The sequence below is a fragment of the Falsiroseomonas oleicola genome (assembly GCF_019029495.1).
GTDB lineage: Bacteria > Pseudomonadota > Alphaproteobacteria > Acetobacterales > Acetobacteraceae > Falsiroseomonas > Falsiroseomonas oleicola.
The window spans coordinates 1-24403 of record NZ_JAERQM010000001.1 but is presented as its reverse complement, the minus strand read 5'-3'; the positions used below and the strand labels follow the sequence as shown (position 1 = coordinate 24403).

The following is a 24403-nucleotide window of genomic DNA, read 5'->3' as shown; positions in this document are numbered from 1 at the left end:
AATCTACCGGGCTGAGGCGATCGCCGCGTTCATCGCCCGGATGCCGGCTGCCGGACCCTCCGGATGGTTCCAGACGGCGCCCACCACGGCCAGGAAATCCGCGCCGGCGCGCACCAGCGGCGGGCAATTGGCGGCGGTGATGCCGCCGATGGCGACGCAGGGGATCTCGAACATGTCGGACCACCACTCCAGCAACTCGGTCTCCGCGACGTGGGCCGTGTCCTTGGTCCCCGTCGGGAAGAAGGCGCCGAAGGCGACGTAATCCGCGCCGGCCTCCCCGGCCTCCATCGCCAGGTGGCGGGAGGCATGGCAGGTCACGCCGATCATCGCCTCCGCCCCCAGCAGCTTGCGGGCGGCCACGGGGTCGCCATCGCCCTGGCCGAGATGCACGCCATCGCAGCCGGCGCGCTTCGCCAGGTCCATCCGGTCGTTCATCAGCACCGCGACATCGCGCGCCTGCGCCACCGGGATCAGCGCCTCCGCCGCGCGCAGCACGGCATCGTCCGGCACGTCCTTCAGCCGAAGCTGGAGCGCGGCGACATCCCCCGCATCCAGCGCGCGGGCGAGGGATTCGGCGAAACCCGGCAGGTCGGGGATGGCGGGCGGGGTGATGAGATAGAGCCGGCAGGGATCGGATTCGGACATGGGGCGGTCTGTGACGCCAAGCGGGGGCCTCAGGCAAGCCCCCTCCAGGCCAGTTGCGCGCCGAGCAGCAGCAGGCTGCCGAAGAAGATGCGGCGGAACAGCAGCGGCGGGATGCGCCCGCGCAGCCGCCCGCCGATCGCCTGGCCCAGCAGCGCCGGCGGCAAGGCGAGCAGCGAGGCGCCGGCCGCCACCGGCGTGACCTGCCCGGCCAGCGCCAGGGCCAGGCCGAGTGCCAGGGTCGCCGCCAGGAAGGATAGGCCCAGCGCCTGCACCAGCATGTCCCGCGAAAGCCCCAGCGCGCCCAGCCAGGGCACCACCGGCATCACGAAGACGCCGGTCGCCCCGGTGATGAGGCCGCCCGCCAGCCCGACCGGCAGCGCGCTCCATCGCTCGGCGCGCGGCGTCAGCCGGAAGGGTGGCGCCAGCAGCCCCCAGCCGCCGTAAATTCCAAGCGCCAGGCCGAGCAGCCCTAAGGCCAGCGCGCCCCCGCCCGTCAGCAGCCCGATGCCCGCCAGCGTGCCCGGCAGCAAGGCCAGCAGCATCGGCCAGAACCGCCGCAGCAGGTCGCGCCAGCCCGGCCCCATGGCCTGGACGAGATTGGTGACGAGGGAGGGCACCAGCAGCAGCGCCGCGGCCTCGGCCGGCGGCATGGCCAGCGCCAGCAGGCCGATGGCGATGGTGGGCAGGCCAAGTCCGATCAACCCCTTCACCATGCCGGCGAGGAGGAAGACGAGGCCGATCAGGGCGAGGAGGGGAAGGTCGTTCATGCCGCGCATCCTGCATCGGCACGGGCCGGGATGCTTCGGCGGTCGGCGAAGTCTCGCGAAGCGGAACCCGCCCCGGTCAGGGGCGGGTTCCAGCCAGGCGTCAGGCCGTCTGGCCGCTCGGCAGGCCGCCCTTGTCGAGCAGGCCGGCGACGACTTCCCAGTCAACCAGCTTGTTCAGGAAGTTGTCGAGGTAGTTCGGGCGGACGTTGCGGAAGTCCAGGTAATAGGCGTGCTCCCAGACGTCGACGCCGAGGATCGGCGTGCCCTCACCCGTCGCGATGGGGTTGGAGCCGTTCGGGGTCTTGGTGACCTTCAGCTTGCCGTCGCCGCCGATGATCAGCCAGGCCCAGCCGCTGCCGAACTGCGTCACGCCGGCCTGCTTGAAGGCCTCCTTGAACGCGGCGAGGCCGCCGAGGTCGCTGTCGATCTTGGCCGCGAGGGCGCCCGGCAGGCTGTCGCCGCCGCCCTTGGGCGACATCACCTGCCAGAACAGCATGTGGTTGTAGTGCTGGCCGGCCTGGTTCAGCACCGGCAGGCCATCGGCGCCGGCCTTGCCGGCCTCGGCCACGATGGTCTCCAGCGACTTGCCGGCCAGGCCCTTGGATTCGATCAGGCCGTTCAGCGCCGTGACATAGGCGTTGTGGTGCTTGCCATGATGCAGTTCCAGCGTCTCCTGGCACATGCCCTGGGCGGCGAGGGCGGAGGTGGAGTAGGGCAGGGGCGGCAGGGTGAAGGGCATGGGGTCTCTCCCGTTGGGGGGGGCTTTGGCCGGCTTGCGGAAGGAAGCCTCCCGCGACCGCAACCTGACCTAGGCTTGGCCCGGTGGAGCGTCAACCGCACTTGCGGCCCGCGCCGCGGACCGTCATCTGGCCGCCATGGCCAGCCCCTCCCTCTCCCCCCTTGGCGCCTTCGTGCGGCAGCATGACCCGGACCGCTTCCTGGCCACGCTCTTCGCCCCCGCGGCGGCGCGGGAGGCGCTGTTTACCCTTTATGCCTTCAACCATGAGTTGGCCCGGGCGCGGGAGGCGACGAGCACCCCCATCGCCACGCTGATCCGCCTGCAATGGTGGCGCGATGCGGTGACGGAGGCCGCGTCGGGGCAGCCGGCGCGGCGGCATGAGGTGGCCGGGCCGCTGCATGCGGCGATCGTGGCGGGGCAGCTCGACGCCGCCAGCCTCACCGCCCTGGTCGTTGCGCGGGAGGTGGAGGCGGAGCCCGAGGGCATCCCGACCCAGGCCGCTTTCGGCGCCTTCCTGCGGGCCGGTGCCGGCGGTTTGATGGTGGCGGCGGGCCGGGTGCTGGGTGCGCCGGATGCCGCGCTGCCGGCGTTGCAGAAGCTGGGCGCCATGCAGGGGCTGGCCGGGGTGCTGCGCAGCGTCGCGGCCCATGCTAGCCAGGGCCGCTGCCTGCTGCCCCTGGACGCGCTGGCGGAGGCGGGGCTGAGCGCGGAGGGGGTGATCGCGGAACCGGACCGCGCCGAGCCCCTGCGGCGCGCCCTGGCCGAGGAAGGTGTCGTGACCCTGGCCCGGCTGCGGGCGGAGCCGTTGCCGCAGACGGCGGTTCCGGCGGCGCTGCCCGCGGTGCTGGCGGCGCGCGACCTGGCGCGGCTGGCGGCGGGCCGCGCGGTGCCGCAGCCGCGCGGGCTGGGCGACCGCGCGGCGCTGATCTGGGCCGGGTTGCGCCGCCGCGTCTAGGCCTTGGCCAGCCGCTTCCACAGCAGGTCGAAGAAGCCCGGCGCATCCAGCCGGTTCAACACCGTGGCATTGGCGGGCTTGCCGGTGGTGTTGAAGAAGTCGCCCACCGTCTGGCCGAAACTGTGGTGGCCGGCGAGTTCCACCGCCACATGCGCCGGGCGGCCGCCGAACAGTTCTGGTCGTAGCAGATAGGCGATAACGGTCGGGTCGTGCAGCGGGCCGCCGGGCTCGCCGTAACGCGCCGGGTCGTTGCGGTCGTAGAAGGTGATGAGATCGGCCGCGAGGTTGGTGATGCGCCCGCCCCGGCCGCGCAGGTCGGCGACGCGGGCCGGGGTCGCCAGGGCCTGGAAGGTCAGGTCCAGCGGCATCAGCACCACGGGCACGCCGCTGCGCAGCACCATCTCCGCCGCATGGGCGTCGGCCAGCACGTTGAATTCCGCGCTCGGCGTGCGGTTGCCGCCGGCCGCGAAGGCCCCGGCCATGGAAACAATCCGGTCGATGCCGCGGGCGATGAAGGGCTCGCGCGCCAGCGCCACCGCCAGGTTGGTGAAGGGGCCAAGGGTGCAGACGGTGATCTGCTCCCCCTGCTCGGCGGCGGAGAGGATATTGGCGATCAGCACATCCACCGAATGCGCCGCCTCCACCGGCGCCGTGCTTTCGGGCAGCAGCGACCCGCCGAGCCCGCCGGCGCCGCTGTACTTGCCGCGCACCAGCGGGCCGAGCAGCGGCCCCTCGCAGCCGCGATAGACCGGCACATCGGGCCGCCCGGCCAGGGCCACCACGCGGCGGCCATTGTCGAAGGTCCGCTCGGCCGGGACATTGCCGGCGACGGTGGTCACCGCCAGCACCTCGATCTCCGGCGAGGCCAGGGCCAGCAGCAAAGCGATGGCATCGTCGACACCAGGGTCGCAGTCGATGATGATCTTCATCGGCGCCGGGCTCATCGGCCGGCATTGCCCGCCAGGGTGTAGCCATCCGAGCGGGGGCGGTAGGTGACGCCGCCGCGGGAGGCCCAGGTGTTGGACAGGAAGAAGACCGGGATCACGCCCATCTCCTGCATCGCCAGCTCCGTCGCCTGACGCAGCAGCGCCTCCCGCGCCTGGTCCTCCACCGCGGTCAGGGCCTGGCGCAGCAGGCGGTCGAAGTCCGGGTTGGAATAGCGGCCGCGATTGCCCGAGCCGTCGCCCCGCGCCGTGTCAAAGGTCGCGAGCAGCGGGCGCATGACGGAGCTGGCCTCCCCGGTCTCGGCCGCCGCGCCGCCCATGATGAGCGTGTAGTCGCGGGCGCTGGCGCGGGTGAAGAAGACGCTGCCGGGCTGCACCACCACCTGAGTCTGGATACCGGCGCGGCTCCACATCTGGCCGAGCGCCTGCGCCACCTTCTCGTCATTCGGATAGCGGTCGTTGGAGGCGTGCAGGGTCAGGGCGAAGCCGTTGGGCAGCCCGGCCTCCGTCAGCAGGCGGCGGGCGCCGGCCAGGTCGAAGGCGGGGGCGGAGATGGTGGGGGCGTGGCCGAAATAGCCCTCCGGCACCAATTGGCCGGCGGGCGCACCTTCTCCATCCATCACCCGATCCACCAGCGCGGCGCGGTTGATGGCGAGCGAGAGGGCGCGGCGGACGCGGACATCGCGCAGCGGGTTGGGGATGGCGCTGCCATCCTTGGCCGTGGCGAAGGGCGTGGTCGCCCGGTCATGGTCCGGATGTAGGTACATCACGCGGTTGGAGGCGGCGGAGGCCATGGTGATGCGGCTGTCGCGGCGCAGCCGGGCGGCGTCCGCCGTCGGCACCTGCTCGATCAGGTCCAGGTCGCCGGCGAGCAGCCCGGCGACGCGGGCCGGGTTGTTGGGGACGAAGCGGAAGCTGACGCGCTGCCAGGGATTGGCCGGGTCCATCGCCGCCAGCTCCACCCGGTCGCCCGGCAGGCTGCGCTGGAAGCGGTAGGGGCCGGTGCCGACCAGGCCGCGCCCGGCATTGAGGTCCGAGGTCTCCGCCGCCTCCGCCGCCGCGGGCAGGATGGCGATGCGGCTGAGCGCGCCGGGCAGCAGGGGGAAGGGCTCGGCCGTGGTCAGGCGGAGGGTGCGGGCATCGACCACGGAGATGCCGGTGATCGGCCGCACGAAGGGCAGGAAGGAGGAGGGGCTGTTGCGCACCTTGGGGATGCGCCGAAGGCTGGCCGCCACATCCTCCGCCGTCACCGGCGCGCCGTCATGGAAGCGGGCGCCTTCGCGCAGGGTGAATTCCCAGGTCGTGCCATCCACCGCGCGCCAGGACTCGGCCAGTCCGGGGGTCAGTTGCTGCCGGTCATCCTGGTTCACCAGCCCATCGAAGATGTTGCGGGCCAGGGCGCTGTTGGAGCCGATGACGTGGAAATGCGGGTCGAGCGAGGTGATGTTGGCGGCGAGGCCGACGCGCAATTCTTGCGCGACGGCGGGGGAAGCGCCGATCGCGAGCGCGATGGCGAGGAGGGGCAGGCGCATGGTGTCTGGCATTCCGCTTCAGGGCTGGATTGGCCGTGACTCTGACCTCCGCGGCCCCCGGAGACAAGCTCAGCCCAGCACGATCGGCCGCACGGATTGCCGCGCCTGCCGCGCCTCTGCTTCGGGCAGAGGGTCCAGGCCATAGATGAGAATACCCATCTGCATGCCGTCATTGCGGACACGGTAGACGGAATCGACGGCAAAGCCCCGCGGCTGCCGGGCCTGGCCGCCGAAGAAGGTGACCTGCATCTTCTCCGGCGCGCTGATGTCGAGCCGCAGCCTGCCATCCTCCTCCGCCACCGTCAGCCCGTCATGGCGTGCGGGCGGGGCGACGGCGAGGCGCAGCGAGATAACCTGGTCGAGGTGGTCGGCAACGAAGCGGCCAAAGCTCTCGGCGGTGTCCTCGGTCAGGCGGCCTCGCAACTCGTCCACGCGGGTCTGCGCTTGGCTGGTGGGGGCGAGCAGCAGCGCGGGCAGAGCGAGCAGCAGGGGGCGGCGGGTGATGGTCATGCTGGAACCTCCGGGTCTTGCGACACGGCCCAACAAGACCCGGAATGCGGCCGGGGCGTGGCGGGCGCCCCGAGCCTCAAGCGATGGTGAGGGTCCTCACGCCCGCTTGCGCTTCTTCACCGTCACGGGCGCGGCCGGTGCTTCCTCCCGCGCCAGGATGGGGGCGAGGAAGCGGCCGGTGTGGCTTTCGGCCTCCGCAGCCACCTGTTCCGGCGTGCCCTTGGCGACGATCCGCCCGCCGCCCTCGCCACCCTCCGGCCCGAGGTCCAGCACCCAGTCGGCAGTCTTGATGACCTCCAGATTGTGCTCGATCACGACGACCGTGTTGCCCTGCGCGACTAGCGCATGCAGCACTTCCAGCAGCTTTCGCACGTCCTCGAAATGCAGCCCGGTGGTGGGCTCGTCGAGGATGTAGAGCGTGCGGCCGGTGGCGCGGCGCGACAGTTCCTTGCTCAGCTTGATGCGCTGCGCCTCGCCGCCCGACAGGGTGGTGGCCTGCTGGCCGAGATGGATGTAGCCGAGGCCGACGTCGCGCAGCACGACGAGCTTGTCGCGAATGGCGGGCACGGCGGAGAAGAACTCGGCGCCTTCGTCCACCGTCATGTCCAGCACATCGGCGATCGACTTGCCGCGGAATTTCACTTCCAGGGTCTCGCGGTTGTAGCGCTTGCCCTTGCAGGTGTCGCAGGTGACGTAGACGTCCGGCAGAAAGTGCATCTCGATCTTCAGCACGCCATCGCCCTGGCAGGCCTCGCAGCGGCCGCCCTTGACGTTGAAGCTGAAGCGGCCGGGCGCGTAGCCGCGGGCGCGTGAATCGGGAAGCTCGGAGAACCAGTCGCGGATCGGCGCGAACAGCCCGGTATAGGTGGCGGGGTTGGAACGCGGGGTGCGGCCGATCGGCGACTGGTCGATGTCGATGATCTTGTCGAGATGCTCCAGGCCCTCGATCCGCTCATGCGGCGCCGGCACCTCGCCACTGCCCATCAGGCGGCGGGAGGCCGCCTTGAACAGCGTCTCGATGATGAGGGTGGACTTGCCGCCGCCCGACACGCCGGCGATGCAGCAGAAGGTGCCGAGCGGGATCTCCGCCGTGACGTCCTTCAGGTTGTTGCCGCGCGCGCCCACCACGCGAACCATGCGCTTCGGGTCGATCGGCCGCCGCGTCGCCGGCATCGGGATGCGGCGCTTGCCGGACAGGTACTGGCCGGTGATGCTGTTCGGATCGGCCTCCACCTCCGCCGGCGTGCCCTGGGCGATGATGCGGCCGCCGCCCTTGCCGGCGGCGGGGCCGATATCGATCAGATGGTCCGCGCTACGGATCGCGTCCTCGTCATGCTCGACGACGAGCACCGTGTTGCCGATGTCGCGCAGCCGGCGCAGCGTCTTCAGCAGGCGCTCGTTGTCCCGCTGATGCAGGCCGATGCTGGGCTCGTCCAGCACATAGAGCACGCCGGTCAGCCCGCTGCCGATCTGCGAGGCCAGGCGGATGCGCTGCGATTCGCCACCCGACAGGGTGGCGGAGGACCGGCCGAGGCTGAGATAGTCGAGGCCGACATCGACCAGGAACTGCAAGCGTTCCTCGATCTCCCGCAGGATGCGCCGCGCGATTTCCTGCCGCTGCGGCGTCAGCGTCTCCATCACCCCGGCGAACCAGCGCCGTGCCTTGATGATGGAAAGGTCGTTGACAATGCCGATATGCTCGCCGGCAATGCGCACCGACAGCGCCTCCGGCTTCAGCCGATGGCCGCTGCAGACGGGGCAGGCGCGGGAGGCCTGATATCGGGACAAATCCTCCCGCACCCAGGCATTGTCGGTCTCGCGGTAGCGGCGTTCGAGGTTGGGGATGACGCCCTCGAAGGGCTTCTTCACCTCATAGGCCCGCAGCCCGTCCTTGTATTTCAGCGTGACGACCTCGCTGCCCGTGCCATGCATCAGCACCTGCTGGAAGGCCTTGGTCAGGTCGCCCCACTGCGTGGTCATCGGCACCTTGTAGTGCCGCGCCAGGCTTTCCAGCGTCTGGTCATAATAGGGCGACTGTGCGCCGGCCCAGGGCTGCACCGCGCCGTCCTTCAGCGCCTTGCGGTCATCGGGGACCACCAGCTGCGGGTCGAAGAAGCTCTGGGTGCCGAGGCCGTCACAGCTCGGGCAGGCGCCCTGGGGGGAGTTGAAGGAGAACAGCCGCGGCTCGATCTCCTCGATGGTGAAGCCGCTGACCGGACAGGCGAATTTCTGGCTGAACACGGTGCGTTCGCCGCCATCCGCGCCCTCGGCATAGGCGACGCCGTCTGCCAGGCCCAGCGCGGTTTCCAGGCTGTCGGCCAGCCGCGCCTCGATGCCTTCGCGGACCACGATGCGGTCCACCACCACCTCGATGTCGTATTTCAGCTTCTTGTTCAGAGCCGGCACCTCGCCGACCTGGTGCAGCACGCCGTTGACCTTCACACGCTCGAAGCCGCGCCGCTGGAATTCGAGAAAATCCTTCTTGAACTCGCCCTTCTTGCCCTTGGCGACCGGGGCCAGCAGCAGCAGGCGGGTGCCTTCCGGCATGGCCATGATGCGGTCCACCATCTGGCTGACCGTCTGCGCCTCGATCGGCAGGCCCGTGGCGGGCGAATAGGGCACGCCGACCCGCGCCCAGAGCAGGCGCATATAGTCGTGGATTTCCGTCACCGTGCCGACGGTGGAGCGCGGATTGTGGCTGGTGGTCTTCTGCTCGATGGAAATCGCCGGCGACAGCCCCTCGATGCTGTCCACATCCGGCTTCTGCATCAGTTGCAGGAACTGCCGCGCATAGGCGGACAGAGACTCGACATAGCGGCGCTGGCCCTCGGCATAGATCGTGTCGAATGCCAGAGAGGACTTGCCCGACCCGGACAGGCCGGTGACCACGGTCAGCGTATCGCGCGGGATGTCGATGTCGATGTTCTTGAGGTTGTGCTCCCGCGCGCCGCGGACGCGGATCTGACCGGTCATGGATGGTCCACCGATTTCGAGGGGACGCCGCACCCGGGATATGGGCTGGCGTTCACAATGTGTTCTGGTTAATCTGCCACCATATAGGTGGTCGGGGAAGGGGTTTTGCGAGATGCGGCGGGCGCAGTGCTGCCGCGACTGGCAGGACAGCCGCCTTCGGGCTAGCCTCAGCGGTTGAGATCGAGGGGTTTTCGGCGATGGCCGGTGTGAACAAGGTGATTCTGGTGGGTCGGCTCGGCCGGGACCCGGAAGTCCGCAATTTCCAGAATGGCGGCCGCGTGGTGAACCTGCGCCTCGCCACCTCCGAGCGCTTCAAGGACCGCGAGGGCAATCAGCAGGAGCGCACCGAATGGCATTCGGTGGCGATCTTCAATGAGAAGCTGGGCGAGATCGCCGAGAAGTACCTGAAGAAGGGCTCGGAGGTCTATGTCGAGGGCCAGCTTGAGACCCGGAAATGGCAGGACCAGGCGGGCGCTGACCGCTATTCCACCGAAGTGGTGCTGCGCCAGTTCCGCGGCGAGATCGCGCTGCTCGGCGGCCGGGCCGGCGGCGGGTCCGACCCTGGCGAGGGCGGCGAATCGGGCGGCTATTCCGGTGGTGGCGGCGGTGGCTATTCGGGTGGGGGCGGCGGCGGCCGTTCCTCGGCTCCGGCGCGCTCGGGTGGCGGCGGCTGGGACAACAGCGGCGGTGGGCGCAGCGGGGGCGGCGGTCGCAGCGCGCCGCCGAAGGGCGGCGCCAGCGACCTGGATGATGATATCCCGTTCTGATCGGCTGACGCCCTTGTCAGCCCGGCGTCCCGCACCCAGGTCCGGCGCGTGAGCAACCCCCCGTCCTCCCCGCGCGAGACCGTGATCGAGATCGTCAAGCGCCGCGTGCGCCTGATCTATGATCCGAAGCGCGCGCGGGGTTGGACGCGCCTGCCCAAGGCGAATGAGGCGGGGCTCAACGCCATTTCCTTCCTGTTTCCGCTGGGCGAGGCGTTCTTCTGCCGCTCCGTCGCCCATTACAGGGGGCGGATCACCGACCCGGTCCTGCGGGATGCGGCGGATCGCTTCATCCATCAGGAAGCGATGCATTCCCGGGAACATGCCCGATCCAACAAGGCACTGCGCGACGCCAAGGTGCCGGGGTCCGAGATGGAGGGCCTGGCGCGGGTCCTGCTGGGCCTGTCCAAGGCCGTGCTGCCGCGCGCCACCCAGCTCGCCATGACCTGCGCCATGGAGCATTTCACCGCCATGCTGGCGGAACGGCTGCTGGCCAAGCGCACCCTGTACCGGGAAGGCACGGACCCGGCCTTCGCCAACCTCTGGCTCTGGCACGCGGCGGAGGAGATCGAGCACAAGGCGGTCTGCTTCGACGTCTATGAGCACATCTTCGGCCGGGGTTTCTGGGCCTGGCTGCACCGCGTGGCGACCATGGTCATGGTCACCGCCTTCGGCCTCGGCGGGTTGCTGACGGTCTTCACCTGGCTGCGCCTGAAGGGGCTTTTCGCGGGCCGCCGGGCGCCGGCGGCCGCGCCGCAGGCCGGGTCAGGCGGGGGCCCGACCTTGCGCAACCTGTTCGGCGGCGTCGCCGCCCAGGCCTATTTCTCCTACTACCGCCGTGATTTCCATCCCTGGGACCAGGACGACCGGCCCTTGCTGGAAGCCTGGAAGCAGGAGCATCCCGGATTCGGCCTGGGCGAGGGACATGCGCATGCGCATGGGTGAGCCCCGGTCCTAGGCCCGCTCGAAGCGCAGAAGACTGTAGCGCAGCAGGCCGGTGCGGCCGACGAAATCCAGCATGGCCAGCCCTGCCTTGCCCCAGCGCTCCGCCACGCCGCGGCGGCCGCTGGCCTTCAGCATCTGGCCGAGAAAGGCATAGGTCGGCAGGGTATGGCGGGTGATGTCGCGCAGCACCGTCACCGGCAGGCCGGCCGCCGCCGCCAGCCGCCGGTAGCCGGCCGCCGAACAGGTCACGTCGCAGCTGCCGAACAGGTTCACCCGGTCGAACCAGGGCGAGCGGGCCAGCCGGGTCACCGGCACCCAGGCCGGCGCCGGCACGAAATCCGACAGCACCAGCACGCCCCCCGGCCGCAGCACGCGCCGCACCTCCGCCAGGAAGGCGGCGCGGGAGGGGAAGTGGAAGATGCACTCCACCGCCATCACCCGGTCGAAGCTGGCATCGGCGAAGGGCAGGGTGCAGGCATCGGCCGCGACGAAGGTCATCCGCCCGCCGGGCCCGGGATGCGCCAGGCTGGCGCCGCGGGCCAATTGGCGCGGGTCGATGTTCAGCCCGACCAGATCCAACCCGCCGACCTGTTCATCCAGGCAGGCCATGGTGCCGCCAAAGCCGCAGCCGGCATCCAGCACCCGCATGCCGGGGCGGATATCGGCCAGGGCGATCAGCTCCAGGCTCAGACCTTCCGCCGCCTGGCCGTAATCGGCGGCGGAGGTGGGGTCGGCGGCGGCCGGATCGGGCCAGTAGCCCCAATGTATGTGGCGGCCGAAGCTGCGCTCCAGCTCCGGATGGCCGCGGGCGATCTGCTTCAGCAGCAGGTCGATATAGGGCAGGGTCATCCTCGGCCGTCTCCATCCCGCATCCGCCGCCCAACCCCTCGCAGCCGCGCCAGGGCGGGAATGTAGGCGATTGGCGGGCGGGCGCGAAGCATTCGGCCGGATTCAGCCCCTCCGCGCCCCGGGCACCCTTCCGCCGGGCCGCCAAATTGCCTAATCCACACCCTGCCGGCCTCGGCTTCGCCCGGCCACCCATGAGGATTCCGCGTTGAGCGACACGCCACCCCCGCCGGGCGCCACGCCCCCCTCCAGCGAGATCGCACCGATCGGCCTCGAGGAGGAGATGCGCCGCTCCTACCTCGACTACGCCATGTCGGTCATCGTCGCGCGCGCCCTGCCGGATGCGCGGGATGGGCTGAAGCCGGTGCATCGGCGAATCCTCTATGCCATGCACGAATCCGGCTACGTCGCCGAGAAGCCGCACCGCAAGTCGGCCCGCGTGGTCGGCGACGTGATGGGCAAGTACCACCCGCATGGCGACGCCTCGATCTATGACGCGACCGTGCGGATGGCGCAGTACTTCTCCATGCGCGTGCCGCTGATCGACGGCCAGGGCAATTTCGGCTCGATGGACGGCGATCCCCCGGCGCAGATGCGCTACACGGAAGTCCGCCTGGCCCGCGCCGCTTCCGCCCTGCTGGAGGGGATCGACGAGGACACGGTCGATTTCCAGCCGAACTACGACGAATCGGAAAGCGAGCCGAAGGTCCTGCCGGCCGCCTTCCCGAACCTGCTGGTCAATGGCGCCCAGGGCATCGCCGTCGGCATGGCGACCAATATCCCGACCCATAATCCCGGGGAGGTGATCGACGCCGCGCTGAAGCTGATCGAGGACCCGGCCACCAGCCTCGATGAATTGATGAAGATCATCCCGGGGCCGGACTTCCCGACCGGTGGCTTGATCCTAGGCCGCGCCGGCATCCGCAGCGCCTTCGAGACCGGCCGCGGCTCCATCCCGCTGCGCGCCCGCGCCACCATCGAGGATATGCGTGGCGGGCGGTCGATGATCGTCGTCACGGAGATTCCGTATCAGGTCAACAAGTCCACGCTGATCGAGAAGATCGCGGAGCTGGTGCGCGCCAAGGCGGTGGAGGGCATCTCCGACCTGCGCGACGAATCGGACCGCGACGGGCTGCGCATCGTCGTCGAGCTGAAGAAGGATGCGACGCCGGAGGTGGTGCTGAACCAGCTCTACCGCTTCACCCAGCTGCAGACCTCCTTCGGCGTGAATTTCGTGGCCCTCGATGAGGGCCGGCCGCGGCTGATGGGCCTGCGCGATGCGCTGATGGCCTTCCTGCGCTTCCGCGAGGAAGTGATCCTGCGGCGGTCGCGCTTCCGCCTGAACAAGGCGCGCGACCGCGGCCACCAGTTGATCGGCCTGGCCATCGCGGTGGCCAATATCGACGAGGTCATCAAGTTGATCCGCGCCGCGCCCGATCCGGCGACGGCGCGCAGCCAGTTGATGGCGCGCGACTGGCCGGCGGCCGATGTGGCGCCGCTGCTGGCGCTGGTCGATGACGTGCGCAACACGATCAGCGAGGACCACACGGTCCGGCTGACCGAGGAACAGGCGCGCGGCATCCTGGCGCTGACGCTCAGTCGCCTGACCGGGCTGGAGCGGGAGAAGATCAATGCCGAGCTGACGGATGTCGCCGGCACGATCACCGAGCTGCTGGACATCCTCTCCTCCCGCCCCCGGCGGATGGAGTTGATGGCGCAGGAATTGATCGCGGTGCGCGCCCAGATCGCGGTGCCGCGGATGACCGATATCGTCGATGGCCTCGCCGACCAGGACGACGAGAGCCTGATCGAGCCCGGCACCATGGTGGTGACGCTGACGCGCGACGGCTATGTGAAGCGCACCGGCCTCGATGTCTTCCGCAGCCAGAACCGGGGCGGCCGTGGCCGGTCCGGTGCGGCGACGCGGGAGGATGACATCGTCGTCCGCAGCTTCGTCGCGCATACGCATCAATGGGTGCTGTTCTTCACCTCGCGCGGCATCGCCTTCCGCGAGAAGATCTGGCAACTGCCCGAAGGCGGCGCCACCGGCCGTGGCCGCAGCCTGCGCCAGGTACTGCAATTGCAGCAGGATGAGAAGGTGACGGCGGTGCTGCCGCTGCCGCAGGACGAGGCGATGTGGGAGAATCTGCATCTCGTCTTCGCGACGGTGCAGGGCAATGTCCGCCGCAACAAGCTGTCCGACTTCAAGAACGTCCGCGCCACCGGCCTGATCGCCATGAAGCTGGATGAGGGCGACAGCCTTGTCGGCGTCGCCACCTGCCGCGAGGGTGATGACGTGATGCTGGCGACCCGCAACGGCCGCTGCATCCGCTTCCAGGCCGAGTCCGACCAGCTTCGCGTCTTCGCCGGGCGTGATTCCAGCGGCGTGCGCGGCATCCGCCTGCTCGGCAAGGACGAGGTGATCTCGCTGGCCGTGCTGACGCATGTGGAGGCGGAGCCGGATGAGCGCGCCGGCTATCTGCGCCACAGCGCCCAGAAGCGCCGCGCCGCCGGCGAGGATGTGGCGCCGGAGGCCGAGGCGCCCGCGGCGGATGAGGGCGAGGAGCCGATCAGCGCCGAAGCCAGCCAGGTTTCCGCGGAACGCCTGGCGGAGCTGGAACGGCTGGAGCAGATCCTGCTGGTGGTCACCGATCGCGGCTTCGGCAAGCGCAGCAGCGCCTATGAGTATCGCGTCACCGGTCGCGGCGGGCAGGGCATCGCCAATATCAACCTCAGCCCCCGCACGGGGCGGGAGGTGGTGGCGACCTTCGCCGTGCGGCAGGGCGATGGCGTGATGCTGGTGACCGATGGCGGCCGGCTGATCCGCCTGCCCGCCGACCAGATCCGCGTCACCGGCCGTGGCGCCATGGGCGTCACTTTGCTGCGGCTGGGTGACTCGGAACGCGTGACCTCCTGCTTCCCCGTGGTGGAGGAGGAGCTGGAGGCGGCAAGCGAGTCGCCCGGGGAGATAGCCGGGGAAACGACCGGCGAGACGGCAGGGGAGGCGAATACCGATGGCTGAGCTGCGCATCGGCATCTATCCGGGCACGTTCGACCCGGTCACCAATGGGCATCTCGATGTCATCGCCCGGGCCGCGCGACTGGTGGACCGGCTGGTCGTCGGCGTCGCCATCAACTCCGGCAAGGGACCGCTGTTCTCGCTGGATGAGCGGGTGGAGCTGGTGAAGGCGGAAACCGACACCATTTCCGCGCAGGTCGGCTCGGAGATCGTCGTGGTGCCCTTCACTGGGCTTCTGGTGGATTTTGCCCGCCAGTCCCAGGCCCGGATGATCATCCGCGGCCTGCGGGCGGTCTCCGACTTCGACTATGAGTTCCAGATGGCGGGCATGAACCACCGGCTCGCCCCCGATGTGGAAACCGTGTTCCTGATGGCCAGCGAGACGAACCAGTTCATCTCCTCGCGCTTTGTGAAGGAGGTGGCGACGCTCGGGGGGGATGTGACCTCCTTCGTGCCGAAGCTGACCCTGGACCGCACGCTGGCCCGCGTGCGCAACCGCAAGGAAGCCGCTGAATGACCGCAACGCCGATCCTCCGCCGTGGCCTGCTGGGCGCCGGCCTCGCCGTGCCCTTCCTGGGCGCGGCCCAGGCGCAGCCGCAGACCGACCCGCAGAACACCCTGTTCGTGGAGCTGAAGGATGGCCGCGTGACCATCCAGCTTCTCCCCGACCTGGCGCCGCGCCATGTGGAGCGCATCAAGCTGCTGGCGCGTCGCGGCTTCTACGACAACACGCCCTTCCATCGCGTGATCGAGGGCTTCATGGCCCAGGGCGGCGACCCGACCGGCACCGGCACCGGTGGGTCGGACCTGCCGGACCTGCCGGCGGAATTCACCCCCGCGAACCGCATGCGCTTCCTGCGCGGCACCTGCGGCATGGCGCGCACCAGCAATCCGAACAGCGCCAACAGCCAGTTCTTCATCATGTTCGCGCCGGCGCCGAACCTGGATGGGCAATACACCATCTGGGGCCGCGTGGTCGCGGGGATGGAGGCGGTGGACAAGATCAAGCGCGGGCAGGGGCCCTCCGGCATGGTGCCGCAGCCGCCGGATCGCATCCGTGCGATGCGCGTCGCGGCCGATGTGCGCTGATCAGATTGAACGAATGAACCGGAAGGACCGAGACAGATGAGCGGCACCATCGCCCCCGAGAACACGCTGCTGCTGGACCTGCCCAGCGGCTTGGTGACCATCGAACTGCTGCCGGAGTTGGCGCCGCAGCATGTCGATCGCATCAAGGCCCTGGCGGAAGCCGGCTTCTACGACAACACGCCCTTCCATCGCGTGATCGAGGGCTTCATGGCCCAGGGCGGCGACCCGACCGGCACCGGCACGGGTGGCTCCGAACACCCGGACCTGCCGGCCGAGTTCAGCCCGCCGGCGAAGGCGAAGTTCCTGCGCGGCACCTGCGGCATGGCGCGCACCAACAACCCGAACAGCGCCAACAGCCAGTTCTTCATCATGTTCGCGCCGGCGCCGAGCCTGGATGGCCAGTACACCATCTGGGGCCGTGTGGTGGACGGCATGGATGCCGTGGACAAGATCAAGCGCGGCCAGGGCCCGAACGGCCTGGCGCGGGAGCCGGATCGCATCAAGTCCATGCGCGTCGGCACCGCCGCCCCGGCCACCAGCCCGGCCGCCAGCCCGGCTGAAGGGGTTGACAGCACCCCCGCCGCCGACGCCTAACACGCCTGTCGCGCACCACCTTCCCAGGTGGTGCGCCACCCCGAGCCCGTAGCTCAGCCGGTAGAGCACGTGACTTTTAATCATGGGGTCGTGGGTTCGAGTCCCACCGGGCTCACCAATTTCAACGGCTCAACAGCCTCCGCGGTCTGACAGTCGGACAGCCTGTGGCGATTGTCAGACTCTTCCGCGACCGCGCTTGCCATCCCTGTCGCCATCGCGCTGGTTGGGACCAGCCATCTCACGGACGGCGGCGTGGGCGCCTACATGCTGGCCAGTGACCCTACTGCGGCAGGATCCGCGGCTGCGGACGCACCAGGAGCAGGGGAGCATGCATCTCCAGATCTCGGCGAAGTACCTGAGCAAGGGAGGCTTGCTGTGCCTCGCAATCGTCCTGGGCTTGTTCGCTCGCCAAATCCGTAGCGCTGAATTGACGTGAAGCCGCGCCGTACCGTGCAGTGGCAGCCGTCGTGGAAAGGGCTTGCTGTCGCTGGCTGCATCGCAGGCTTCCTACTGGGCCGCCACGCCGCGCGCCCTACCGCGGCCGCCCCGCCGCACGGGTCAGGGCTCGGCCGCCTCTCCAGCCGCTGGACCCTGGTGAAGGGCATCGCGCTGCATGCCCTGGTCTCGTCCGGGCCGGTACAAGGGGCCAAGGCGCGTGCCGGTTGTGCTGGTCCATGGCCTTGGCATGTCGAGTCGGTACATGGCCCCGCTGGCGCGGTGCCTTGCCCGCGATTTCCAGGTCTCCGCGCCCGACCTGCCCGGGTTCGGGCGGAGCGGCGACCCATCCGGGGTCCTGACGCTGCCCGGCATGGCGGATGTGCTGGCGGCCTGGATGGATGCCACCGGGATCCGGCGTGCGATCCTGGTCGGAAACTCGCTCGGCTGCGAAGTCCTGGTGGAGCTGGCCCTGCATCGCCCGGATCTCGTGGAGCGACTCGTCCTGCAGGGACCAACGCCGGATCCGGAGCATGCCTCGGCGCTGCGGCAGGTGGCGCTGTTCCTCCTGACCTCCCTGCTCGAGCGGCCGTCCCTCGTTCCGCTGGCCCTGGCCGAGTATGCCCGGACCGGATTGTGGCGCTACGCCCGGACCTTCCACCATATGAGCCGTTATCGCATGGCGGCAGGACTGCCGGGCGTCGCGGCGCCGAGCCTCATCGTCGTCGGCGGCCGGGACTATCTGGTGCCCCGCGACTGGGCCAGGCGCATAGCCCGGCTGATGCCAGAGGCGCGCCTCGTCATCGTCCCCCACGCCGCCCATGGCATGAACTATTCCCACCCCGAGGAGCTGCGGAACGCCATCCTGCCTTTCCTGCTGGAAGGCTGAACGCGAAGCTATCCGCCGGTGTCGGTCTCGATCCGGCCGCGACGCTGAAGCGCCCGGGCCATCAGCCAGAACAGAAGCGCCCAGCCGGCGCCGACAGTCCATCCTGCCAGCACGTCCGTTGGCCAGTGCACGCCGAGATAGACCCGGCTGATCCCGACCAGCAGGGTCAGCAGCACGGCGCAGCAGAGCACGAAAACCTTCACGCGTCCGTCCGGCTCCACCCGCGCGAGCAGGGCGCCGAGCGTCAGGTAGACCACGGCTGCCATCATGGAGTGTCCGCTCGGGAAACTGGCGGTGGCGACATACGAACCATGCGGCACAAGATCCGGACGTGCGCGCTCGAACGCGTTCTTCAGCAAGGTGCTGACGATGATGCCGCTGCCCACCGCGGCCAGAAGCAGCCCCGCCGCATGCCACAGCCGGCGCAGCACCATGAAGACGGTGACGGCAAGGGTCACCAGCACCAGCACGGCCACCCCGCCAAGCGCGGTGACATCCCGCCCCATCTCGACAAGCCACCCCGGCCCCAGCGGGTCTGCCGGGTCGGCCGGGGATCTCATGGCCAGGAGCAGCGCGCGATCGATCGCCAAGGTCTCGCCCTCGACCACGGCATCGGCTAGCTCGATGAACCCCCAGGCGCTACCGGCCACCAGAAGCAGCAGGATGACCGTTCCCAGCTCCAACCGCTCGCCGAAGGAGGCGAACATCCTGCCAAACCATTCTGCCGGGGGAAGACGGCGCCGCGTTTTCTCGATTTCCGCGTACTCCATGACCGTGCTCCGCCGAGTGTGCGTTCCGCACCGGAAAGGCGCCGTTGCATCAAGCTGGTGAACGACCTGGCCGCGGATTGGTTCGCGGCGCGTCATGCTGGTTGTTGGGAGACGGTCTGCTGATCCTGCCGCGTATCACACCCCCAGGCGTCGTCGCGGGGATGCAAATGGTGCTCGGGGTCGTCTTCCTCCAGCGGCCGCAGCGCCGCGACCCAGCGGCCGTCGACTTCGACCACGAAGACCACGTCCGGGTCGACGCGCCGCACGACATCCAGGAACGTGCGGGCGCCGCGGTCGCTCTCCCGCAGATTGACGACGACCACCGACATCCGCCGCGATGGCTCACAGCTGTCGGTGCTTCCGGCTTGGGTCGGGTGCAGCGTGGTATAGGGCCAGATGCGCGACATCTGCAGTCCGGACGCTGCGACCAGCGCTGCGCCCGTGAGCAGCACGAGAAGGGCCGCGAACTGCAGGCGCGGGAAGTCGGGGATCCTGATCCACCCTGCATCTGTTGGAATCAGGGGAAGCAGTGATGCAGCGATCAGCACGAGGCCACAGGCCCGGATGATTGCAGCACCCCATCCGCGCCCCGTTGAGCCAGGCTTCATGTGACCTCCCCAAACTGCCACGGATGTTCCGTTGCGCGCCCGCAGGTGAATGCCAGCCGGGCGGGGCGGGTAGGGAAGGCGGCCGGACGCGGCAGGCACGCGCGGCGCTGCCGCGCTGGCCCGCTAGAAGATCAGTGCGAAGAGTCCGATCACGACGAGGAGCCCGATCAGGAAGACGATTCCTGCCGCGCCCCCAACCAGCTTGATGAGGCCGCCCATGTCGTCAGATCCTTTCCTGCGGCACGGGCGGAACCCGTGCCGGGGTTGTGGCGCGGGCGGCGGAGGCCGCCGTCCCGCGCCGGATGTCCTCAGCGATGCAGGCGCACGCCCTCGCCCCAGCCACGCTCACGACCGTAATCGCCAACGCCATCGGCGTCGTGGCGGGGCAGTGCCTCCAGCTGCGCGCGCGTCAGCTCCATGCGCACACGCTCACCTTCCGCGCCGAAGCGCAGCTGCTCGATCGGCACCACAGCCTCACGCGCACCGATCCCGAGGAAGCCGCCCCACTCGACCACGGCGGCACGGACCTGGCCGTTGCTGTCGATCAGCAGGTTCTGGACCTCGCCGGCATCCCGGCCGTTGGCGCCAACGACATTGGTGCCGACCAGGTTGGACACGCGCGCCAGGGGCATGCCAGCGGCGGGCCGTGCCGCCGTCTGCTGCGCACCGCCCGACTGGGTCGGCGCCGGGGCCGCGGACGTGCCGGTGGCCTCGTTGCTCCGGTTGGCGTTGTCACCCGTGGCTTGCTCAGCCTGGCGTTCCATGCGGACCACCGGCTCGCCGGTCTGCTCGAAGCGCACCTGCGGCTGGCCCTCGGCCTGCTGCACGCGCACCCGGGGCTGCGCTTCCTGCACCTGCACGCGCGCCTCGCCCTGGGTCGTCTGCACCTGCGGCTGGGCATCGGAGACGCGAACCTGCGGCTGCGCCTGGTCGACATTCACGTTCGGCTCCGGCATCCGCACCGTCACCTGGGCCGGCGGCTGGCGCACGATGATCTCGGGCTGCGGGATCATCACGGTGATCTCCGGCTCGCCCTGCTGCACCGTCACCTCCGGCGGCGACTGAGTCAGCTCCAGCGAGGGCGCGGACTGCTGCACACGCACGGTGGAGCCGCTGCTGCCCTCGGCGGAGCCGCTACTGCCCGCGGCGGAACCGCTGCCCGGCAGGGCCGCCAGCACGCGCTCGACCGCCTCACGCGCACGCGGCGCCTCGACGGCATCGCCCTGCAGCGCCTGGCGCGCCTCGGTCACGCGCTGGTCGAGGCCGCGGCCGCTCTCGCTGGTCCGCTGCTCGGCGGGGCGCTGCTGCAGCGCCTGGCCCAGCTGGTCCAGCGCCTGGCGGGCCTGCTGCACGACCTGCGGCTGCGCCTGGCCGGCGCTGCTGCCCATCTGCTGATGCGCCTGGCGCAGGCGCTGTTCGGCCTGCTGCATCGCCTGCGGCTGTGCGGGCGCCTGCTGCGCCTGGGTCTGCGTGTTCGGCGCGGCCTGCGGCGCCTGCTGGGCCTGTGCGGCGGAGCCGATGACCGCGAAGGTCACGGCCGCGGCAGTGGCCAGCAGCGTGGTGCGGAGCGGGTTCGCGGCACGCGTGCTCGTACTGTTCATCATGGTGTTGTCCTCTGTTCTGGCGAATTCGATGGTGATGTGGGCGGCAGGTGATCAGTCCCCGTTGCGGGCCCGCTCACGCGAGATCGAGCCGCTCTGGCCGTCGATCCGCAGGTCGACGCGCTGCTTGGCTTCTGCGGTGTAGGTGAAGCCGTCGCGCTCGATGTTCTCGATGTCGTAGTAGCCACGCTCCTCGAGCATGTTCTCGATCTGGTCTTCGCTCAGGCGGTCCTCGTTCTGGACGCGGCCGCTGGTGGCATCCACGCGAAGGTTGTCGACGGTCTCGCCGTAGCGACGGGCCTGCGAGATGCGGAAGATCGACCCTTCGCGGCGAACGTCCTCGATCTCCGTGTAGCCACGCTCACGCAGGCGGTCCTTCAGCTGCTCCTCGCTCATGGCGGAGCGCATGCCGGCCTGGCCGGCCTGGCCGGGCTGCCCGGTGCTCTGCGCGGCGGCGAGGCCGAAGCTGCCGAAGGTCAGGGCCGCGGCGAGCGCGGTGGTCGAAAGAAGGCGCTTCATCGTTCTCTCCTTGGTGCTGATCTGTCGGGAACAGTTTCAGGGGGCTTCCGAATGTCGTCCGCAGATGCGGAAATATTTGCATGGCTTCGTCATCCGGTCCGATGAGAACAACGCGGAAATTCCATCGTTCATCAGCCTTCCCCCTGCCAAATGAATGGGCGCGATTCGCCAGAATGGTCGGGATTTCGCGGAATTTGTTTAAACAGATGGACGGGGATGTTCGGAATCCTGAACATCCAGCAGTTGGTTAATTGGCGTTTGCGCGCCTTCCGTTGCACATGCAGCCAATGGCAGGCTGCTGCGTTGCAGGTCATGACACCTCGATCGGCCCCTGCTCATGCGCCTGCATCTTCCATCCCTGCGGGTTTCTCTGCGCGTGCCGCTGCTGGCGGCGGCGGCGGTTTTCCTGTTCGTCACTGCGACCACGCAGATCGCGCTCCGCATGGCCGGGCACCGGATGGATCTGGAGGCCGAGCGCCTTGGCCGGGTCTATCTGGATGGCCTTTCCGCTGCCGTGCTGCCGGCCATCCGGGCGGGGAGTGTCACGGCGCTGGATGAGGCCCTCATCCGTGCGACGGGGTTCTACGAAGGCATCCGGGAAGCCGGCCTGGTCGTCGGCACACCCGATGGCCGCCAGATCTCATCCGCCGGCGTCGACCCCGAACCCCACTGGCCGGCACCTTTCCTGCGCGACAACCGGAATTCTGCGTGGGAGGTGTCGCCGGACCGGGCCGCCGTCTGGGTGCAGCGACCGCTGCGGGATGCCGGCGAGGTTGTCGCCATTCTCGCCGCCAAGCTCGACGTTTCAGCCATCACGCGGCGCCGCCTGCAGCTCCGCGCCGCCATGCTGGCCTTCGGACTGGCGGTCGGGGTGATGGGTGGCGCACTTGCGGCGCTCGCGGCGCGGCAGGCGATGCGGCCGGTATTGGGTGTGACCGCCGCACTGGATCGTGCGGGCGCCGGCCGCATCGCGCCGATCCCGGACACCGCCTTGCCGCCGGCGAACACCGAGGCCGCAAGACTGGCCGCTGCCTTCAACGCCATGGTCGCCCATGTGGCGGAGAGAGAGCGTCTGGCACGGCGCCTGGAGGAGCGTGAACGTGGCGCGGTGCTCGGCCGCTTGGCAGCAACCATCGCGCATGAGGTGCGCAACCCGCTGGCCGGCATGCTGACCGCGGTTGAATCCGCGCATGCGGCCGGCGATGACCGGGATGAACGGGCCGAAGCGCTCGAGATGATCGAACGTGGCCTGCGGCAGATCGAGCGCGTGGTTTCCTCGACCCTGGCGCAGCACCGTGACAACGGCCCGCCCCGCCCGCTGCAATCCGCCGATTTCGAGGATCTGCGCGTGCTGGTGTCGCCGGAGGCGGCCCGCAGGGCGGTGGGGCTGGATTGGCGGGCCAGGCTGCCGCAGCCTTTCCCGGTTGATGCGCCGCCGCTGCGCCAGGCCGCGCTGAACCTGCTGTTGAACGCGGTCGCGGCCACGTCGGCCGGTGGACGGGTGGGGCTGGAGGCGGCCATCGAGGCCGATGGCGGACTGCTTCTCGCGGTCGAGGACGAGGGGCCAGGAGTGCCCGCTGCGGCACGGCTGCGACTGCTCGGCGTGGCTGATCCGGCATCCGATGAGGCCTCACCGGGACTGGGGCTTGAGGTGGTGGCGCTGATTGCGCGGCGGCTGCGTGCGCAGGTCGCGGTGGAACCGGGCCGCAAGGGGTTGGGCAATCGCGTGGCGCTGCGCGTGCCGCCTGCCGATCTTTTGGCCGAAGCGATGGTCCGGGCATGAGCCGCAACCCGGCAGGCTCCTCCGTCGTCATCATCGAGGATGACCCCGTCTTCGGCCAGGCGCTGGTGCAGCGGCTGCGACTGGCCGGCGTGTCCACCCACTGGGCACAGACCGCCGCGGCGGGTGAGGCGGTGCTGCAACGCCATCGCCCCAGCCTCGTTCTGTGCGACATCCGCCTGCCGGATGGCGATGGGGAGGCGCTGATGGCCCGCCTGATGCCGCAGCTCGGCGGCGTGCCTATCGTCATCATGACGGCCTTCGGCGGGCTCGATCAGGCCGTGCGCATGCTGCGCGCGGGGGCCGATGACTACCTCGCCAAGCCCTTCCCGGCGCAGCGCGTGCTGGACAAGCTGCGTGGCTTTGCCGGCAGCGATGCGTCACCCGCCTCGGATGAGGATGACGTGGCGGCGGTGCTGGACCCCGCAGGTTGGCGGTCCCAGCCCATGCTGGCGCTGCAGGCGGAGCTGGAGCGTGTGGCGCCGGCGGAGGCCACGGTGCTGCTGGCCGGGGAGAGCGGGGTGGGCAAGGGCGTCGCCGCGCGTCGCCTGCATGCCCTGGCCGGCGCCCGCACCGCGGCGCCTTTCATTCTGGTGGATTGTGCCGCCCTGCCGGCCGACATCGCCGCGGCGGAGGCTGCGCTGTTCGGGCGGGATGACGTGCCGGGCCTGGTGGAATCCGCCGGTGCCGGAACCCTGTTCCTCGACGAGGTCAGCGATCTGCCGAATGCGCTGCAGGCACGGCTGCTGCGGCTGCTGGAGGAACGCCGCTTCCTGCGGATCGGCGTGGCGGAGCCGGTGGTCTCACGCGCCCGGATCATCGCGGCGACCAATGCGCACCTGCCGGCGCGGGTCGCGGAGGGAAGCTTCCGGAACGACCTGTGGTTCCGGCTCTCCGGCATCACGCTGACCCTGCCGCCGCTTCGTGCTCGCCCGCGCGACCTGCAGGATCTGGCCGTGCACTTCCTGCAGCGCTTCGCCAAGGGGCAGCGAAGCATCGCCGAGGACGGCATGGCGGCGCTGCTCGCGCATGCCTGGCCCGGCAATATCCGCGAGTTGCGCAACCGGATGGAGCGGGCGGCCCTGCTGGCGGATGCGCCGACGCTGGGCGCCGGGGATTTCTTCCCCGAGCGAGGGACCAGGCAAGCCGTTGCCGCGCAGACGCCCGCGGTGCCGGACCAGGCCGGCAGCGAAGCGCCGATCGTCACGGATCAGGATGAGCTGCAATCCCTGGCCGAGGTGCGTGAGGCGGCGGAGCGCGAGCACATCCGGCGCGTGCTGGCGCGATGTGGCGGCCGCATCGGGGATGCGGCGGCGGTGCTCGGCGTATCGCGCACGACGCTCTGGGACCGCATGCGGCGCCTCGACCTCTCGATCCGCTAGAGCATTTTCAAACCCTGCGGCTTCGCAAGGCGACTCGGAAAATGCGTTGGAGCAGGAGGCTGGAGCCGTTTCACCGTCTTCGCTTTCGGTGAAACGG

23 protein-coding genes and 1 tRNA gene are annotated in these 24403 nt (G+C 69.8%); 11 read left to right on the top strand and 13 right to left on the bottom strand.

Annotated features, from left to right (window positions below; all coding sequences use genetic code 11):
* Positions 1-3 precede the first annotated feature (3 nt).
* The 3 genes from thiE to JJQ90_RS00105 all read right to left on the bottom strand — a co-directional run bounded on the left by thiE (position 4) and on the right by JJQ90_RS00105 (position 2151).
* Positions 4-645 carry a thiamine phosphate synthase gene (gene thiE / locus JJQ90_RS00115; RefSeq protein ID WP_216872448.1) on the bottom strand — a complete coding sequence of 214 codons (642 nt, stop codon included), beginning with the start codon at positions 643-645 and terminating at the stop codon, positions 4-6.
* A 29-nt stretch (positions 646-674) separates the two neighbouring features.
* Entirely contained in the window at positions 675-1412 is a 738-nt protein-coding gene (locus JJQ90_RS00110; RefSeq protein WP_216872447.1) for a sulfite exporter TauE/SafE family protein, read from the bottom strand.
* 100 nt (positions 1413-1512) lie between these two features.
* Positions 1513-2151, bottom strand: coding sequence for a superoxide dismutase (locus JJQ90_RS00105; RefSeq protein WP_216872446.1), 639 nt, complete (start codon positions 2149-2151; stop codon positions 1513-1515).
* A 136-nt stretch (positions 2152-2287) separates the two neighbouring features.
* On the opposite strand from JJQ90_RS00105, the gene JJQ90_RS00100 reads away from it, so the two are divergent.
* Positions 2288-3106 carry a phytoene/squalene synthase family protein gene (locus JJQ90_RS00100; RefSeq protein WP_216872445.1) on the top strand — a complete coding sequence of 273 codons (819 nt, stop codon included), beginning with the start codon at positions 2288-2290 and terminating at the stop codon, positions 3104-3106.
* Here the strand turns inward: JJQ90_RS00100 and JJQ90_RS00095 are convergent.
* The 4 genes from JJQ90_RS00095 to uvrA form a co-directional block, all read right to left on the bottom strand.
* Positions 3103-4035, bottom strand: coding sequence for a nucleoside hydrolase (locus JJQ90_RS00095; protein ID WP_216872444.1), 933 nt, complete (start codon positions 4033-4035; stop codon positions 3103-3105). The genes JJQ90_RS00100 and JJQ90_RS00095 overlap by 4 nt on opposite strands.
* 11 nt (positions 4036-4046) lie before the next feature.
* The gene (locus JJQ90_RS00090) at positions 4047-5582 is read right to left on the bottom strand and encodes an ABC transporter substrate-binding protein (RefSeq protein ID WP_216872443.1); all 1536 of its coding nucleotides are present in this window, start codon (positions 5580-5582) and stop codon (positions 4047-4049) included.
* Between the two features lie 69 nt (positions 5583-5651).
* Complete coding sequence (locus JJQ90_RS00085) at positions 5652-6092, bottom strand: hypothetical protein (RefSeq protein WP_216872442.1); 441 nt, start codon at positions 6090-6092, stop codon at positions 5652-5654.
* A 96-nt stretch (positions 6093-6188) separates the two neighbouring features.
* Positions 6189-9065, bottom strand: coding sequence for an excinuclease ABC subunit UvrA (uvrA, locus tag JJQ90_RS00080; protein WP_216872441.1), 2877 nt, complete (start codon positions 9063-9065; stop codon positions 6189-6191).
* Positions 9066-9262: 197 nt separating this feature from the next.
* On the opposite strand from uvrA, the gene ssb reads away from it, so the two are divergent.
* Together ssb and JJQ90_RS00070 are read left to right on the top strand one after the other, a co-directional pair.
* Positions 9263-9832 (top strand): single-stranded DNA-binding protein, encoded by a 570-nt coding sequence (gene ssb, locus JJQ90_RS00075; RefSeq protein ID WP_216872440.1) that lies wholly within the window; start codon positions 9263-9265, stop codon positions 9830-9832.
* Positions 9833-9880: 48 nt separating this feature from the next.
* Positions 9881-10774 (top strand): metal-dependent hydrolase, encoded by an 894-nt coding sequence (locus JJQ90_RS00070; protein ID WP_216872439.1) that lies wholly within the window; start codon positions 9881-9883, stop codon positions 10772-10774.
* A 9-nt stretch (positions 10775-10783) separates the two neighbouring features.
* On the opposite strand, the gene JJQ90_RS00065 is transcribed toward JJQ90_RS00070, so the two are convergent.
* A complete protein-coding gene (locus JJQ90_RS00065; protein ID WP_216872438.1) occupies positions 10784-11623 on the bottom strand; it encodes a class I SAM-dependent methyltransferase in 840 nt (279 codons plus the stop codon).
* Between the two features lie 205 nt (positions 11624-11828).
* Between JJQ90_RS00065 and gyrA the strand changes: the two genes are divergently transcribed.
* The 6 genes from gyrA (at position 11829) to JJQ90_RS00035 (ending at position 17646) form a co-directional block, all read left to right on the top strand.
* Positions 11829-14642, top strand: a complete 2814-nt coding sequence (gene gyrA / locus JJQ90_RS00060) for a DNA gyrase subunit A (RefSeq protein WP_268958562.1) — start codon at positions 11829-11831, stop codon at positions 14640-14642.
* Complete coding sequence (coaD, locus tag JJQ90_RS00055; RefSeq protein ID WP_216872437.1) at positions 14635-15156, top strand: pantetheine-phosphate adenylyltransferase; 522 nt, start codon at positions 14635-14637, stop codon at positions 15154-15156. The genes gyrA and coaD overlap by 8 nt, the downstream gene beginning before the upstream one ends.
* Positions 15153-15728, top strand: a complete 576-nt coding sequence (locus JJQ90_RS00050) for a peptidylprolyl isomerase (RefSeq protein WP_216872436.1) — start codon at positions 15153-15155, stop codon at positions 15726-15728. Before coaD ends, JJQ90_RS00050 begins: the two co-directional genes overlap by 4 nt.
* Positions 15729-15764: 36 nt before the next feature.
* Positions 15765-16322, top strand: a complete 558-nt coding sequence (locus tag JJQ90_RS00045) for a peptidylprolyl isomerase (protein ID WP_216872435.1) — start codon at positions 15765-15767, stop codon at positions 16320-16322.
* A 42-nt stretch (positions 16323-16364) separates the two neighbouring features.
* Positions 16365-16440 (top strand) — tRNA-Lys (locus JJQ90_RS00040).
* A 495-nt stretch (positions 16441-16935) separates the two neighbouring features.
* On the top strand, positions 16936-17646 hold the full coding sequence (locus JJQ90_RS00035) for an alpha/beta fold hydrolase (RefSeq protein WP_268958561.1): 711 nt from the start codon (positions 16936-16938) through the stop codon (positions 17644-17646).
* A gap of 8 nt (positions 17647-17654) precedes the next feature.
* Here the strand turns inward: JJQ90_RS00035 and JJQ90_RS00030 are convergent, their stop codons facing one another.
* The 5 genes from JJQ90_RS00030 to JJQ90_RS00015 all read right to left on the bottom strand — a co-directional run bounded on the left by JJQ90_RS00030 (position 17655) and on the right by JJQ90_RS00015 (position 21144).
* Positions 17655-18416 (bottom strand): phosphatase PAP2 family protein, encoded by a 762-nt coding sequence (locus tag JJQ90_RS00030; protein ID WP_230410283.1) that lies wholly within the window; start codon positions 18414-18416, stop codon positions 17655-17657.
* 92 nt (positions 18417-18508) lie between these two features.
* Entirely contained in the window at positions 18509-19024 is a 516-nt protein-coding gene (locus JJQ90_RS00025) for a hypothetical protein (protein ID WP_216872433.1), read from the bottom strand.
* 123 nt (positions 19025-19147) lie between these two features.
* A complete protein-coding gene (locus JJQ90_RS27660) occupies positions 19148-19243 on the bottom strand; it encodes a small membrane protein YohP (protein ID WP_457851874.1) in 96 nt (31 codons plus the stop codon).
* A gap of 89 nt (positions 19244-19332) precedes the next feature.
* A complete protein-coding gene (locus JJQ90_RS00020) occupies positions 19333-20628 on the bottom strand; it encodes a PRC-barrel domain-containing protein (RefSeq protein ID WP_216872432.1) in 1296 nt (431 codons plus the stop codon).
* Between the two features lie 51 nt (positions 20629-20679).
* A complete protein-coding gene (locus tag JJQ90_RS00015) occupies positions 20680-21144 on the bottom strand; it encodes a PepSY domain-containing protein (RefSeq protein ID WP_216872431.1) in 465 nt (154 codons plus the stop codon).
* A gap of 337 nt (positions 21145-21481) precedes the next feature.
* On the opposite strand from JJQ90_RS00015, the gene JJQ90_RS00010 reads away from it, so the two are divergent.
* Complete coding sequence (locus JJQ90_RS00010; RefSeq protein ID WP_216872430.1) at positions 21482-22927, top strand: sensor histidine kinase; 1446 nt, start codon at positions 21482-21484, stop codon at positions 22925-22927.
* The gene (locus JJQ90_RS00005) at positions 22924-24306 is read left to right on the top strand and encodes a sigma-54-dependent transcriptional regulator (protein WP_216872429.1); all 1383 of its coding nucleotides are present in this window, start codon (positions 22924-22926) and stop codon (positions 24304-24306) included. The genes JJQ90_RS00010 and JJQ90_RS00005 overlap by 4 nt, the downstream gene beginning before the upstream one ends.
* Positions 24307-24403 lie beyond the last annotated feature (97 nt).

What these genes read in the sequence shown, in the direction of transcription:
- JJQ90_RS00090 (WP_216872443.1), bottom strand. Translation starts at nt 5,582, where the DNA reads ATGCGCCTGCCCCTCCTCGCCATCGCGCTCGCGATCGGCGCTTCCCCC.
- uvrA (WP_216872441.1), bottom strand. Translation starts at nt 9,065, where the DNA reads ATGACCGGTCAGATCCGCGTCCGCGGCGCGCGGGAGCACAACCTCAAG.
- JJQ90_RS27660 (WP_457851874.1), bottom strand. Translation starts at nt 19,243, where the DNA reads ATGGGCGGCCTCATCAAGCTGGTTGGGGGCGCGGCAGGAATCGTCTTC.
- JJQ90_RS00085 (WP_216872442.1), bottom strand. Translation starts at nt 6,092, where the DNA reads ATGACCATCACCCGCCGCCCCCTGCTGCTCGCTCTGCCCGCGCTGCTG.
- coaD (WP_216872437.1), top strand. Translation starts at nt 14,635, where the DNA reads ATGGCTGAGCTGCGCATCGGCATCTATCCGGGCACGTTCGACCCGGTC.
- JJQ90_RS00110 (WP_216872447.1), bottom strand. Translation starts at nt 1,412, where the DNA reads ATGAACGACCTTCCCCTCCTCGCCCTGATCGGCCTCGTCTTCCTCCTC.
- ssb (WP_216872440.1), top strand. Translation starts at nt 9,263, where the DNA reads ATGGCCGGTGTGAACAAGGTGATTCTGGTGGGTCGGCTCGGCCGGGAC.
- JJQ90_RS00095 (WP_216872444.1), bottom strand. Translation starts at nt 4,035, where the DNA reads ATGAAGATCATCATCGACTGCGACCCTGGTGTCGACGATGCCATCGCT.
- JJQ90_RS00050 (WP_216872436.1), top strand. Translation starts at nt 15,153, where the DNA reads ATGACCGCAACGCCGATCCTCCGCCGTGGCCTGCTGGGCGCCGGCCTC.
- JJQ90_RS00015 (WP_216872431.1), bottom strand. Translation starts at nt 21,144, where the DNA reads ATGAAGCGCCTTCTTTCGACCACCGCGCTCGCCGCGGCCCTGACCTTC.
- JJQ90_RS00025 (WP_216872433.1), bottom strand. Translation starts at nt 19,024, where the DNA reads ATGAAGCCTGGCTCAACGGGGCGCGGATGGGGTGCTGCAATCATCCGG.
- thiE (WP_216872448.1), bottom strand. Translation starts at nt 645, where the DNA reads ATGTCCGAATCCGATCCCTGCCGGCTCTATCTCATCACCCCGCCCGCC.
- JJQ90_RS00105 (WP_216872446.1), bottom strand. Translation starts at nt 2,151, where the DNA reads ATGCCCTTCACCCTGCCGCCCCTGCCCTACTCCACCTCCGCCCTCGCC.
- JJQ90_RS00030 (WP_230410283.1), bottom strand. Translation starts at nt 18,416, where the DNA reads ATGGAGTACGCGGAAATCGAGAAAACGCGGCGCCGTCTTCCCCCGGCA.
- JJQ90_RS00035 (WP_268958561.1), top strand. Translation starts at nt 16,936, where the DNA reads ATGCCCTGGTCTCGTCCGGGCCGGTACAAGGGGCCAAGGCGCGTGCCG.
- JJQ90_RS00020 (WP_216872432.1), bottom strand. Translation starts at nt 20,628, where the DNA reads ATGATGAACAGTACGAGCACGCGTGCCGCGAACCCGCTCCGCACCACG.
- JJQ90_RS00100 (WP_216872445.1), top strand. Translation starts at nt 2,288, where the DNA reads ATGGCCAGCCCCTCCCTCTCCCCCCTTGGCGCCTTCGTGCGGCAGCAT.
- JJQ90_RS00065 (WP_216872438.1), bottom strand. Translation starts at nt 11,623, where the DNA reads ATGACCCTGCCCTATATCGACCTGCTGCTGAAGCAGATCGCCCGCGGC.
- JJQ90_RS00045 (WP_216872435.1), top strand. Translation starts at nt 15,765, where the DNA reads ATGAGCGGCACCATCGCCCCCGAGAACACGCTGCTGCTGGACCTGCCC.
- JJQ90_RS00005 (WP_216872429.1), top strand. Translation starts at nt 22,924, where the DNA reads ATGAGCCGCAACCCGGCAGGCTCCTCCGTCGTCATCATCGAGGATGAC.
- JJQ90_RS00010 (WP_216872430.1), top strand. Translation starts at nt 21,482, where the DNA reads ATGCGCCTGCATCTTCCATCCCTGCGGGTTTCTCTGCGCGTGCCGCTG.